The following is a 14,208-nucleotide window of genomic DNA, read 5'->3' as shown; positions in this document are numbered from 1 at the left end:
CCTCCTTATTTTCCTAAACAAAATTGTGCAAACAATTGATCAATTAAGCTTTCGTGCACCGTATCTCCAATAATTTCACCTAACAATTCCCACGCTCTCGTTAAATCAATTTGCACGATATCAATTGGCATACTTGATTCAATGCCGTCAATCGCTTCTTCAATCGCTTTTTTCGCTTGCGTCAATAACGCAATATGGCGCGAGTTTGATACATACGTTAAATCGCGCGCCTCCACATCTCCGCTGAAAAATAATGAGGCAATCGCCTCTTCAAGTTGGTCGATTCCTCTTTCTTCTAACAACGATGTGGTAATGATCGGTGCGCCTTGCGCCAATTGTTGCACTCGCTCCATATCGATTCGTTTCGGCAAATCCGTTTTATTGACAATTACAATCGCGTCCATTCCTTTGACCGCTTCGAACAATCGTTCATCTTCTTCCGTTAACGGTTCGTTGTAGTTGAGGACGAGTAAAATTAAGTCTGCCTCTTTTAACACTTTCCGTGACCGCTCAACGCCAATTCGCTCAACAATATCTTCTGTTTCACGAATACCTGCCGTATCTAATAGACGGAGCGGCACACCTCGAACGTTGACGTACTCCTCAATGACATCTCTCGTTGTACCGGGGATGTCAGTGACAATCGCGCGGTTTTCGTGGGCTAAGCTGTTTAATAGCGATGATTTTCCAACGTTCGGTCGCCCGACAATGACTGTTGCTAATCCGTCTCGTAACACTTTTCCTTGCTGTGCCGTTTGTAACAGTCGCTCAATTTCATTTTTCACTTCTGTTGCCTTTTCAAGCAACAACCGATGCGTCATTTCTTCGACATCATCATATTCAGGGTAATCAATATTTACTTCGACATGCGCTAACGTCTCTAAAATCGTTTGACGTAATCGACGAATGAGTTTCGACAAACGTCCTTCCATCTGGTTCAATGCGACAGCCATCGCCCGATCGGTTTTTGCACGAATTAAATCCATTACCGCTTCTGCTTGTGATAAATCGATACGCCCGTTTAAAAAAGCTCTTTTTGTAAATTCTCCGGGTTGTGCTAGACGAGCTCCATGCGCTAACACGAGCTGAAGCACGCGGTTAACAGAAACAAGCCCCCCATGGCAATTAATTTCAACCACATCTTCACGTGTAAACGTTTTTGGAGCTCTCATTACTGTTACCATCACTTCTTCAACTGTTTCTTTCGTCTCTGAATGCACAATATGCCCGTAATGGATCGTATGAGATGGGACGTCTTTTAGCTTCTTCCCCCCAACACCGACAAACAGTTGATCAACAATTTTTATCGCTTCATCCCCACTTAAACGGACGATCGCAATCGCCCCTTCCCCCATCGGAGTTGAAATCGCTGCAATTGTATCAAATTCCACCTTGTTCACCTTCTTTCATAAACAAAAATATCCACAATCTATATCATGTATGTTTTCCTCACAATGATAATCAAATAAATTTTAACTTATCCACATGTGAATAACAACATACACGTCACGTTTCCATTTACAAAAAAAATTCTCTAGGAACGACTTCCCCTAGAGAATGTTTATCGTTTTAGTGAAATAACGACATGACGATGCGGCTCCGCCCCAGCTGAAAACGTTTGTATCCTTTCATCATCGCTTAACGCTGTATGAATGACTTTCCGCTCCCATGCACTCATTGGCTCTAACGAAATATCTTGTCCCGTTTGAATCGCCTTTTTCGCCATATTTTTCGCTAAACGAACGAGCGTCTCTTCTCTTCGTTTCCGATACCCTTCCGCATCAATCACAACATGAAGCGGACGATCGGTGCAACGGTTTAAAACTCCTTGTGCCAATAATTGTAAAGCATTAAGTGTTTGACCGTGTCTTCCAATTACTCGTGCTACATCTTGTCCGGAAAGTGAAACGATGAAACGGTCTTCCTCCACTTGATAAGAAAGAGTGACACGGACATTCATTTGCTCAAGCACATGTTTTAAAAATGATTCCACACAAGAAAACGGATTGCTAATCGTTACTTCAACGACCGCTTCTTTTCCACCGAAAAAGCCGAGAAACGGCCTTTTTTCTTGTTGAACAACAACAATATCGACCGCTTCTTTCGGCACATGTAATTGCGCTAGCGCTTTTTCTACTGCCTCTTCTACCGTTTGGCCACTCACCGTCACTCGTTTCACTTTCCTGTTCCCCCAGCTTGTTTTGTTGCTTTTAAGTCTGGTCCTTTAATGAAATACGTTTGTGCAATCATAAACAAGTTTCCGACAACCCAATAAAGCGAGAGCGCGGCTGGAAAGTTAATCGCAAATACAACGACCATAATTGGCATTAACCAAAGCATCATTGCCATTTGCGGATTTTGTTGTTCCGTGCCCGCCATCATCATCTTTTGTTGAATAAATGTCGTTACCCCTGCCACAAGCGGCAAGATATAGAATGGGTCTTTTTCCCCTAAGTCAAACCATAAAAAGTTATGGCGTGCAATTTCTTCTGTGCGCATAATAGCGTGGTAAAATCCAATTAAAATCGGCATTTGAATGAATAACGGCAAACACCCTGCTAACGGATTCACACCGTGCTTTTGGAAAAGCAACATCGTTTCCTGTTGCAGTTTTTGTTGCGTTTGCGCATCTTTTGAACTATATTTTTCACGAAGTTTTTGCAGTTCTGGTTGTAACGCTTGCATTGCTTTAGAATTTCTCGTTTGTTGGACCATTAGCGGCAAAATAGCTAAACGAATTAAAATCGTCACCACAATAATCCCTAAGCCGTAATTGGAGCCAAATAACTCAGATGTGTATGTAATTAACCAAGATAGTGGATAGACGATGTACTCGTTCCAAAATCCTTTACTTTCCGCGGTAATTGGCTGGTTAATTTCTGAACATCCTGCTAACACAACAGCAAGAAGTAAAAACAACCATGCGACTTGCCTTTTTTTCACTCGTTTTTCCCCCTTACTTTATACGTTCCACGAAATATTTTAACATATCGCTAATGAAAAACGTTTGCCCGTCTCAAAACATGTAATAAACTTTTTTTTACCTCTTCATACTCCATCGTAGCTACTGGCATTCGCGCAATAATGACATAATCTTTTCCCGCTTCGATCCGATCACGTTCTTCGTGAAACACTTGGCGAATATAACGCTTCACCCGATTCCGAACGACTGCTTTTCCAATTTTTTTGCTAACGGATAACCCAATGCGAAAATACGATTGTCCCGGTTGATCTAAAACGTATACGACAAACTGCCGATTCGCTACCGATGTTCCTCGTTGAAATACTTCTTGAAACTCATCATTTTTTTTTATGCGATATTTTTTTTTCATGTGTCTCAATCACACCTCGATCGTAACTCCCGTTAGAAAAAAGACCACTGATCGTTCAGTGGCCTATGCAGATAATACTTTTCTTCCTTTACGACGACGGCGAGCAAGAACTTTTCTTCCGTTCTTTGTGCTCATGCGCGCACGGAAACCGTGTACTTTACTACGCTTCCGCTTATTTGGTTGATACGTTCTTTTCATATATGACACCTCCCTGAGGAATAACTGTTAAAAGACAGTCTTTCTAATTATAGTGAGAAATTTAGAGAAATGTCAACTACTCCAGGAGTATCTTTTTTTGACTATCTTGTGATTATTGTTGTGGATAAATTTTTTGTCGGTTTTTTCGTATCCACAACATTTATCGACAAGTTTTTCACATCTTATAACCTTGTGGATAAAATTTTTTCACATCTTTTTCGTTTTGTGGATAATCTTTTAAACCCATTGCAACATAAGTATTTATCTGCTATTATATTGTTGTTTTTACTCTGGATAATTCTATAAGTTTTTTTCATTATCCACAAAATGTGGATAATGTGTGGACAGTTCCGTCCACATCCTGTGTAAATATTTGTCCACAATCGGTGAAAACTGTCGAAAAAAAATTTTTTTATAGACAAAGTTATACAAATGTTGAACACCCGCGCGGAGAAGGAGGGAGAGCGGCGTGGAAAATATTTCGGACTTATGGAATAAAGCATTAGCCGAGATTGAGAAAAAAATTAGCAAACCGAGCTTTGAAACGTGGTTAAAATCGACATCTGCTCATTCGCTAAAAGGCGACATCCTTATTATTACCGTTCCAAACGAATTTACAAAAGATTGGCTCGAATCGCGCTACACGCGGCTCATTGAGCAAACGCTCTATGACATTACCGGAGAAGAGTTAAAAATTAAATGCACGATCCCTAATCATCAAGCACTAGAGGAATTTGATCTAAAACCATCGAGCAAACCGCGGAAACACGATGACGAACAAACAGAATTTCCACAAAGTATGCTGAATCCAAAGTATACGTTCGATACTTTTGTTATTGGATCAGGCAATCGCTTTGCCCACGCTGCATCTTTAGCAGTAGCAGAAGCACCGGCCAAAGCGTACAACCCCCTTTTCATTTATGGTGGTGTAGGCCTAGGCAAGACGCACCTCATGCACGCAATCGGTCATTACGTTCTTGAACATAATCCGTCAGCGAAAGTCGTTTATTTATCTTCGGAAAAGTTTACAAATGAATTTATTAATGCCATCCGCGATAATCGTCCAGACGATTTTCGCAATAAATATCGTAACGTGGACGTGCTGTTAATAGATGATATTCAATTTCTCGCCGGAAAAGAACAGACACAAGAGGAGTTTTTCCATACGTTTAATACGTTACATGAGGAAAGTAAGCAAATTGTGATCTCGAGTGACCGACCTCCGAAAGAAATTCCGACGTTAGAAGATCGCCTTCGTTCTCGTTTTGAATGGGGATTAATTACGGACATTACTCCTCCTGATTTAGAAACGAGAATCGCCATTTTACGTAAAAAAGCAAAAGCAGAAGGCTTCGACATCCCGAACGAAGTGATGTTGTACATCGCTAATCAAATTGACTCGAACATTCGTGAATTAGAAGGGGCTCTCATTCGCGTCGTTGCTTACTCCTCTTTAATTAACAAAGAAATTAACGCAGATTTAGCAGCAGAAGCATTAAAAGATATTATTCCAAGCTCCAAACCAAAAGTCATTACAATCCAAGACATTCAACGCGTTGTTGGGGAGCATTTTAACTTGAAACTCGAAGATTTTAAGGCAAAAAAACGGACAAAATCGGTTGCATTTCCGCGCCAAATTGCGATGTATCTTTCGCGCGAGCTGACGGACTGCTCACTTCCGAAAATTGGCGAGGAATTTGGAGGACGTGATCATACGACTGTCATCCATGCTCACGAGAAAATTTCAGCGCTTATCCAAACAGATGTGCAATTACAAAAACAGCTAAAAGAAATTATGGAGAAACTGAAATAATGTGAATAACTGCTTTATGTTTGTGCACAGTCTGTCCACATGTGGATAGTCTGTGCTTCCTTTGTTTTATTCACTTATCCACATAATCACAGCGCCTAGTACTATGATTAATAGTTTTTTAAAAAAATATAATAAATAAATTAGGGAGGTTTTCTTTGTGAAAGTTATTATTGATCGCGATCATTTAGTAAGAAGTGTACAAGATGTGATGAAAGCTGTATCATCTCGAACAACTATTCCGATTTTAACTGGAATTAAAATCGTTGCCTCAAAACAAGGCGTTACTTTAACAGGAAGTGATTCAGATATTTCGATCGAATCATTCATTCCAGCTGAAGAAGAAGATCGGGTCATTGTTGACGTCATAAAACAAGGTAGCGTTGTCTTACAAGCACGATTTTTCAGTGAGATTGTTCGTAAGTTACCGAAAGAAACGATAGAAATCGAAGTAAAAGATCAATTCGTCACAACGATCCGCTCCGGAAAAACCGAATTTCATTTGAATGGATTAGATCCAGAAGAATATCCGCGCCTACCACAAATTCAAGAGGAAAACATGTTTAAAGTGCCAGCTGATTTACTAAAACATGTCATTCGCCAAACGGTATTTGCGGTGTCCACCTCAGAAACACGCCCGATCTTAACAGGTGTAAACTGGCGCATTGAAAATAATGAACTGACGTGTACTGCAACAGATAGCCATCGACTAGCGATGCGAAAAGCAAAAGTAGAAACGGAATCCGAAGCGTATTACAACATTGTCATTCCGGGCAAAAGCTTAAACGAATTAAATAAAATTCTTGAAGAATCAAATGAGCCTGTTCACATTGTCGTAACGGAAAACCAAGTATTATTCAAAACAAAACATTTATTGTTTTTCTCACGGTTATTAGACGGAAACTATCCAGATACATCCCGGCTCATCCCGACAGAAAGCCAAACAGATATGATTGTCAAAACAAAAGAGTTTTTACAAGCGATCGATCGTGCATCGTTGCTAGCGCGTGAAGGAAGAAATAACGTCGTTCGTTTATCGACATTGTCTGACAAAGTCGTTGAAATTTCATCGAACTCACCTGAAATCGGAAAAGTTGTCGAAGAAGTACAATGTGAACAGGTAGAAGGTGAAGAATTAAAAATTTCTTTCAGCGCAAAATATATGATGGACGCATTAAAAGCGTTAGAAGGGGCAGAAATTAAAATTAGCTTTACTGGTGCTATGCGGCCGTTTGTCATTCGACCGCTTCATGACGATTCTATGCTTCAGTTAATTTTGCCTGTACGAACATACTAAAAAGCTGCTAGAAGATCTAGCAGCTTTCCTTTTCTTCCCCCTTATTTTTTAGTACAATGAAAGAATGGACACTTTTATAGAAAGTGAGCGGATAATGGATGAAAGAAATAAAAATTTCAACTGAAACAATTACACTTGGACAATTTTTAAAACTAGCAAACGTCATTTCAACAGGTGGAATGGCGAAATGGTTTTTACAAACAAACGATGTGTTCGTTAATGGCGAAAGGGAACAACGCCGCGGTCGCAAGTTGAAAGTAGGAGATGTTGTTCATATTCAAACAATCGGTACATTTACGATTCGTTCGTAAAGGTGGGAGCACCTTTGTTTTTAGAACAATTAACTTTAAAAAATTATCGGAATTATGAGCAAGGTTGTTGGCAATTTCGAAATAAAGTAAACGTCATTTTAGGAGAAAATGCTCAAGGTAAGACGAATATTATGGAATCCATTTACGTCTTATCGATGGCAAAATCACACCGAACAACAAACGATAAAGATTTCATTCGTTGGGAAGAAGATTATGCTAAAATAGAAGGTAAAGTAGAAAAGAAAAACGGTCCAATTTTTTTGCAGTTGACTGTGTCGAAGAAAGGAAAAAAAGCGAAATTAAACTATATTGAACAGGCAAAATTAAGCAGCTACGTTGGCCATATGAACGTTGTTATGTTCGCCCCTGAAGATTTAAACCTAGTCAAAGGGAGCCCACAAATTCGAAGACGGTTTATCGATATGGAAATTGGTCAAGTATCACCTGTTTATATGCACGAGCTCGGACAATATCAAAAAGTGTTGCAACAAAGAAATCAATATTTGAAACTGCTTCAGGCGAAAAAACAGACGGATGACACGTTTCTCGATGTGCTTACGGAGCAGCTTGTAGAGTTCGCTGCAAAAATCACTCTAAAAAGATATGAATTTATTGAATTGTTACAAACGTGGGCCAAACCAATCCATGCTGAAATTAGCCGGGGCAATGAACAACTAGGTATTCACTATTGTCCTTCAGTTGATGTATTAGACGAACAACAATGGTCGAGAATAGTAGAAGTGTATAACGACAAGTTCGCAAAAATAAAGACAAAAGAAATCGAACGAGGTACAACGCTCATTGGGCCACATCGAGATGATTTATCTTTTACGATTAACGGCAAAGATGTACAAACGTTCGGTTCACAAGGTCAACAACGGACGACAGCTCTTTCATTGAAACTAGCTGAAATCGATTTAATTTTTTCAGAAATTGGCGAGTACCCTATTCTGTTACTTGATGATGTACTATCAGAGCTTGATGATTTTCGCCAAACGCATTTATTAGATGCTATCCAAGGTAAAGTACAAACATTTGTAACAACAACGAGCATAGATGGAATTGAGCATCGCGTCATTCGTGAGGCAGATGTGTATGAAGTTGTCTCTGGACAAATGATGAGACGATAGTTTTTCTATAAACCTCGAACGTATTGTTCGAAAAGGAAAGCGTAGGTGATCAATAATGACGATGGAACAAAGAGAACAAGTCGTTTATGATGAAAGTCAAATTCAAGTTCTCGAAGGGTTAGAAGCGGTACGGAAAAGACCAGGGATGTATATCGGGTCAACTGGTCCAAAAGGATTACACCATCTCGTATGGGAAATTGTCGATAACAGCATTGATGAAGCGTTAGCTGGATTTTGTACGGAAATTAACGTCATTGTTGAAGAAGATAACAGCATTACAGTCATCGATAACGGCCGTGGGATTCCTGTTGGCATTCATGAAAAAATGGGAAGACCAGCTGTTGAAGTAATTATGACTGTGTTACACGCCGGTGGAAAATTCGGCGGCGGTGGATATAAAGTGTCTGGCGGTTTACACGGAGTTGGGGCATCTGTTGTCAATGCGCTGTCAGAAGAGTTAGAAGTGTATGTGCATCGTGATGGAAAAATTCACTATCAAAAATATATGCGAGGCGTACCTTGTTCTGATTTGCAAGTTGTAGGTGAGACAGATCGGACAGGGACAACTATTCATTTTAAACCAGACCCAGAAATTTTTACAGAAACAACCGAGTATGATTATGACACGCTCGCACATCGCTTACGAGAGCTTGCTTTTTTAAATAAGGGGATTCGCATTACGCTAGAAGATCGACGTGGCGAAAAGCGACGCAACGAATATTATTACGAAGGTGGAATTTCTTCATACGTCAAACATTTAAATCGGACGAAAGAAACACTGCACGATGAACCGATTTACATTGAGGGAGAAAAAGACGGCATCCAAGTTGAAATCGCCTTACAATATAACGATGGATATACGAGTAATATATACTCATTTGCTAATAACATTCACACGCACGAAGGCGGTACGCATGAGTTAGGTTTTAAAACGGCGTTGACGCGAATCATTAATGATTACGGTCGAAAAAACAATATGTTTAAAGAACAAGATGCTAATTTGATGGGTGAAGATGTGCGTGAAGGATTAACAGCAATCATTTCCGTGAAACATCCGTCTCCACAGTTTGAGGGACAAACGAAGACAAAACTCGGAAATAGCGATGCTCGCACCGCGACAGAGTCCATTTTTGCGGAGCAATTTGAAAAGTTTTTACTTGAAAATCCAACGGTCGCGAAAAAAATTGTTGAAAAAGGAATTTTAGCTTCACGAGCACGTCTAGCAGCTAAACGGGCGCGAGAATTAACAAGAAGGAAAAATGCCCTTGAAGTATCAAGTTTGCCTGGGAAATTAGCGGATTGTTCTTCGAAGGATCCATCGATATGTGAACTGTATGTCGTTGAGGGAGACTCAGCGGGTGGTTCTGCAAAACAAGGACGTGATCGTCATTTTCAAGCGATTTTACCGTTGCGTGGAAAAATTATTAACGTGGAAAAATCAAGATTAGATAAAATTTTATCAAACAATGAAGTGCGTGCAATTATTACAGCTCTTGGTACGGGAATTGGAGAAGAGTTTGATATTACAAAAGCTCGTTACCATAAAATCATTATTATGACGGACGCAGATGTCGACGGGGCGCATATTCGTACACTGTTGTTGACATTTTTCTACCGCTATATGCGCGAGGTCATTGAACAAGGTTATGTTTATATCGCTCAGCCACCTTTATATAAAATTCAGCAAGGGAAACGAATTGAGTATGCATATAGTGATCGACAACTTGAGGAAATATTAGCTCGGTTACCAGAACAACCAAAACCGATTATTCAACGTTACAAAGGTCTTGGAGAAATGAATCCAGAACAACTTTGGGAAACGACGATGAATCCAGAAACGAGAACGTTGCTAAAAGTAAGTTTGCAAGATGCGATGGAAGCAGACGAAACGTTCGAAATTTTAATGGGGGATAAAGTAGAACCGCGTAGACAGTTTATCGAAGAAAACGCGAAGTATGTAAAAAATCTTGATATTTAAGTATGTCGGAGAGTGTTTGTTCACCCTCCCCTCGTTTTATTATTTTGTTAAGTAAGGGAGGTTCGTCTATATGTCTGAACGTGTAAAAGAAATAAGTATTAGTCAAGAAATGCGTGCATCGTTTCTCGACTATGCTATGAGCGTCATTGTATCGCGTGCACTTCCTGATGTGCGTGACGGACTAAAACCGGTACATCGCCGAATTTTATATGCGATGCACGATTTAGGGATGACAGCGGACAAGCCTTACAAAAAGTCCGCACGTATTGTCGGTGAAGTGATCGGGAAGTACCATCCACACGGCGATGCAGCGGTGTACGATACGATGGTGCGGATGGCACAAGATTTTAACTATCGATATATGCTCGTTGATGGTCACGGAAACTTTGGATCAATTGATGGAGATGCCGCAGCAGCTATGCGTTATACAGAAGCAAGAATGTCGAAAATTTCGATGGAGTTGTTGCGGGATATTAACAAAGATACGATTGATTACCAAGATAACTACGATGGCTCAGAACGTGAGCCCATTGTGTTGCCGGCTCGTTTTCCAAATTTACTCGTAAATGGGTCTTCAGGTATTGCGGTCGGGATGGCGACAAACATTCCGCCGCATCAACTTGGGGAAGTCATTGACGCTTTATTAGAACTAATGAAAGATCCAGATATGACGATTGCTGAACTAATGGAGTATTTGCCTGGTCCAGACTTTCCGACAGGTGCGCAAATTATCGGAAGAGGCGGTATACGAAAAGCGTATGAAACAGGACGAGGTTCGATTACATTGCGCGCCAAAGCAGAGATTGAACAAAAAGAAAACGGAAAAGAAACAATTATCGTCCGAGAATTGCCTTATCAAGTAAATAAAGCAAAGTTGATTGAAAAAATTGCTGAGCTTGTACGTGAAAAGAAAATTGACGGCATTACGGATTTGCGTGATGAATCTGACCGGAGCGGCATGCGCATCGTTATTGAAGTAAGAAGAGATGTAAGTGCCCATGTGGTGCTCAACAATTTATACAAACAAACAGCATTACAAACAAGCTTTGGTATTAATATGCTTGCCCTTGTTGACGGTCAACCAAAAGTGTTGAACTTAAAACAATGTTTACAGCATTATTTAGATCATCAAAAGATTGTTATTCGTCGTCGTACGCAGTTTGAATTGAACAAAGCGGAAGCTCGCGCCCATATTTTAGAAGGGTTACGTATTGCCCTTGATCATTTAGACGAAGTGATTGAGCTTATTCGTCAATCTGCGACTGTAGACGTAGCAAAAGAAGGATTAATGACAAAGTTCCAGTTAAGTGAAAAACAAGCGCAAGCGATTTTAGATATGCGTCTGCAACGTTTAACAGGATTAGAACGTGAAAAAATCGAACAAGAATATGCGGAGCTAGTGAAGCTCATTGCGCATTTAAAAGCTATTTTAGCTGATGAACAAAAAGTTTTACAAATTATTCGTGACGAATTACTTGAAATTAAAGAGAAGTTCAATGATGATCGTCGTACAGAAATTGTAAATGGTGGGTTAGAAACAATTGATGATGAAGATTTAATTACTCGCGAAAATATCGTTGTTACATTAACGCATAGAGGGTATATTAAACGTCTCCCTGTTTCAACATACCGAAGCCAGCGCCGAGGTGGACGAGGTATTCAAGGAATGAATACGAATGAGGACGATTTTGTTGAACATTTAGTCATTACATCTACACATGACATTGTTTTATTTTTTACAAACAAAGGAAAAGTGTATAAAGCAAAAGGATATGAAATCCCAGAGTTTAGCCGAACAGCAAAAGGAATTCCGATTGTTAACTTATTAAACATTGAAAAAGATGAAGTGATTAATACAGTTATTGCCATAGATCAATTTCGTGAAGATGCGTTTTTATTTTTCACAACAAAGCAAGGTATTGCAAAACGATCGCCGCTATCGTCATTTGCTAACATTCGCAACCACGGTTTAATTGCTATTCATTTGCATGAAGGGGATGAATTAATATCCGTAAAACTGACAGACGGTCATAAACATATCATTGTAGGGACGAAAAACGGGATGTTAATTCGTTTCCCTGAGAAAGATGTTCGTTCGATGGGACGCACAGCTGCAGGTGTGAAAGCAATTACGTTATGTCCGGGTGACGAAGTAGTCGGTATGGAGAGTTTGAATGGAAACGAAGAAATTTTAATTGTGACGAAAAATGGATACGGAAAACGGACACCAGCCTCAGAATATCGTATTCAAAGCCGTGGAGGAAAAGGGATTAAAACGTGTAACATTACTGAAAAAAATGGGGATGTTGTCGCAGTAAAAACGGTTACAGGTGAAGAAGATTTAATGTTAATGACTGCAGGTGGTGTAATGATTCGTATGGCGGTAAGTGATATTTCTGTCATGGGACGAAACACCCAAGGAGTCAAGTTAATGCGTCTTGATGGAGAAAACGAGCAAGAGTATGTTGCGACAGTAGCTAAAGTGCCGAAAGAAGAAGAAAAAGAACAAGAACAATTGCAAGAAGAGTAGAGGGGAATTCCCCCTCTATGTTCTTACAAAGGCGGGGGAGAAAGACGTGTTGTTAGTAAAAACAGCTCAATTGCAAGAAGGCTGCATCTTAGCCGAAGATGTTATCGGGAAATCGAATCGTGTCATCGTTCCGAAAAACACGGTGTTAACTCCAAAACTTTTAACTGTATTACAAAAGTTTCTCGTTTCTCAAGTACGTGTACAGTCAGTTCTTGTCGATGGGAGTACATTTCGACCAAGTGAAATTATTCAAGAAGATGCGCCAAAGCCAAAAGCAGTCGATAACAAAGATATATTGACACTATATTTAGAAGCTGTGCAGCAGTATAAACAAATGTTTCAAGGTTGGCAGTCTGGGTTACCGATTGACATCGGCAAAGTCCGTCACATGTTTATTCCTTTATTTGAAAAAGTATTGGAATCGGAAAAAGAATTGCTCTTTTTTCATCACTACTCTACAAAATCAGAGTATTTATTCCATCATGCAGTAACGGTCGGCCTTCTCTCAGGCGTATTGGCGAAAAAATTGCAATATACAAAAGGAGACTATTATCAAGTCGCAATTGCTGGATTATTAAGCGATTGCGGTATGGCTAAAGTTGATCCGAAAATACTTTACAAAAGCACAGCACTTACGCCAATGGAATATAAAGATATGCGCCAACATACCGTTTACGGATATAAAATGGTTCAAAAAATTACAGCGCTTCAAGAAGGGGTAAAGCTCGCTGTTTTGCAACATCATGAACGAAATGACGGCAGCGGGTATTTACTTGGCGTTCAAGAAGAAAAAATTCACCCGTATAGTAAAATTGTTGCTGTTGCTGATGTTTACCATGCGATGATTTCTGAGCGGCCTTATCGTAATAAACAATCCCCTTTTAAAGTGTTTGAACAAATCCATAAAGATTGTTTTGGAAAATTTGATCTTTCTGTTGTTCGAGCGTTAGCTTCTCTTTTAATGACCCTTTCGATCGGGGCAAGAGTAAAATTATCAAATGAACAAATCGGGGAAATCATCTTTTTTGAACAAGATGCACCAAATCACCCAATGGTTAAGATGATTGAAACAAACAAAATTATTTCTCTCAAAGATAAAAAAGATTTGTTCATTGAAGAGATTATAAAATGACAATGGTTATTGCCGTTGTCATTTTATTTTTTATAAAAAATAGCGTAAAAAGTGTTGACAATAAAAAAAGCATCTTGTATGATATATCTTGTGCTTGATGTTCTTTGAAAACTGAACAAAACAGCAGCGTAAAAGCTAAGGATAACTTTTCTATGGAGAGTTTGATCCTGGCTCAGGACGAACGCTGGCGGCGTGCCTAATACATGCAAGTCGAGCGGACGATTCAAAAGCTTGCTTTTGGATCGTTAGCGGCGGACGGGTGAGTAACACGTGGGCAACCTGCCCTGTAGACGGGGATAACACCGAGAAATCGGTGCTAATACCGGATAATACGAAAGACCGCATGGTCTTTCGTTGAAAGGCGGCGCAAGCTGTCGCTACAGGATGGGCCCGCGGCGCATTAGCTAGTTGGTGAGGTAACGGCTCACCAAGGCGACGATGCGTAGCCGACCTGAGAGGGTGATCGGCCACACTGGGACTGAGACACGGC

12 protein-coding genes and 1 rRNA gene are annotated in these 14,208 nt (G+C 40.0%); 8 read left to right on the top strand and 5 right to left on the bottom strand.

All coding sequences use genetic code 11. From position 1 onward, the window contains the following. Nucleotides 1-5: 5 nt before the first annotated feature. The 5 genes from mnmE to rpmH form a co-directional block, all read right to left on the bottom strand. The gene (gene mnmE / locus K1I43_RS10190) at nt 6-1,391 is read right to left on the bottom strand and encodes a tRNA uridine-5-carboxymethylaminomethyl(34) synthesis GTPase MnmE (protein ID WP_026011468.1); all 1,386 of its coding nucleotides are present in this window, start codon (nt 1,389-1,391) and stop codon (nt 6-8) included. 170 nt (nt 1,392-1,561) lie between these two features. Further along, on the bottom strand, nt 1,562-2,179 hold the full coding sequence (gene jag / locus K1I43_RS10185) for an RNA-binding cell elongation regulator Jag/EloR (RefSeq protein WP_019416585.1): 618 nt from the start codon (nt 2,177-2,179) through the stop codon (nt 1,562-1,564). Further along, a complete protein-coding gene (gene spoIIIJ, locus K1I43_RS10180; RefSeq protein WP_009361090.1) occupies nt 2,176-2,943 on the bottom strand; it encodes a YidC family membrane integrase SpoIIIJ in 768 nt (255 codons plus the stop codon). Before spoIIIJ ends, jag begins: the two co-directional genes overlap by 4 nt. 50 nt (nt 2,944-2,993) lie before the next feature. After that, a complete protein-coding gene (rnpA, locus tag K1I43_RS10175; RefSeq protein WP_019416584.1) occupies nt 2,994-3,332 on the bottom strand; it encodes a ribonuclease P protein component in 339 nt (112 codons plus the stop codon). A gap of 63 nt (nt 3,333-3,395) precedes the next feature. Beyond that, nucleotides 3,396-3,530: a 50S ribosomal protein L34 gene (gene rpmH, locus K1I43_RS10170; RefSeq protein WP_003397591.1), complete on the bottom strand. Its 135-nt coding sequence runs from the start codon at nt 3,528-3,530 to the stop codon at nt 3,396-3,398. 469 nt (nt 3,531-3,999) lie between these two features. On the opposite strand from rpmH, the gene dnaA reads away from it, so the two are divergent. The 8 genes from dnaA to K1I43_RS10130 all read left to right on the top strand — a co-directional run. After that, a complete protein-coding gene (gene dnaA, locus K1I43_RS10165) occupies nt 4,000-5,343 on the top strand; it encodes a chromosomal replication initiator protein DnaA (protein WP_009361092.1) in 1,344 nt (447 codons plus the stop codon). A gap of 157 nt (nt 5,344-5,500) precedes the next feature. Beyond that, nucleotides 5,501-6,637 (top strand): DNA polymerase III subunit beta, encoded by a 1,137-nt coding sequence (gene dnaN, locus K1I43_RS10160; RefSeq protein ID WP_009361093.1) that lies wholly within the window; start codon nt 5,501-5,503, stop codon nt 6,635-6,637. Nucleotides 6,638-6,735: 98 nt separating this feature from the next. After that, nucleotides 6,736-6,948: a S4 domain-containing protein YaaA gene (gene yaaA, locus K1I43_RS10155; protein WP_009361094.1), complete on the top strand. Its 213-nt coding sequence runs from the start codon at nt 6,736-6,738 to the stop codon at nt 6,946-6,948. A gap of 14 nt (nt 6,949-6,962) precedes the next feature. Continuing rightward, entirely contained in the window at nt 6,963-8,078 is a 1,116-nt protein-coding gene (gene recF / locus K1I43_RS10150; RefSeq protein WP_009361095.1) for a DNA replication/repair protein RecF, read from the top strand. Nucleotides 8,079-8,139: 61 nt separating this feature from the next. Next, a complete protein-coding gene (gene gyrB, locus K1I43_RS10145) occupies nt 8,140-10,056 on the top strand; it encodes a DNA topoisomerase (ATP-hydrolyzing) subunit B (RefSeq protein WP_370628354.1) in 1,917 nt (638 codons plus the stop codon). A 70-nt stretch (nt 10,057-10,126) separates the two neighbouring features. Further along, on the top strand, nt 10,127-12,586 hold the full coding sequence (gyrA, locus tag K1I43_RS10140; RefSeq protein WP_009361097.1) for a DNA gyrase subunit A: 2,460 nt from the start codon (nt 10,127-10,129) through the stop codon (nt 12,584-12,586). A gap of 46 nt (nt 12,587-12,632) precedes the next feature. After that, the gene (locus tag K1I43_RS10135; protein ID WP_019416581.1) at nt 12,633-13,718 is read left to right on the top strand and encodes an HD-GYP domain-containing protein; all 1,086 of its coding nucleotides are present in this window, start codon (nt 12,633-12,635) and stop codon (nt 13,716-13,718) included. 149 nt (nt 13,719-13,867) lie between these two features. Next, nucleotides 13,868-14,208, top strand: a 16S ribosomal RNA gene (locus tag K1I43_RS10130); the annotation flags it as partial.

Origin of the sequence: Anoxybacillus sp. ST70 (assembly GCF_019553625.1) — a bacterium.
GTDB classification, from domain to species: domain Bacteria; phylum Bacillota; class Bacilli; order Bacillales; family Anoxybacillaceae; genus Anoxybacillus; species Anoxybacillus gonensis.
This window is presented reverse-complemented; position numbering and strand designations above follow the sequence as displayed.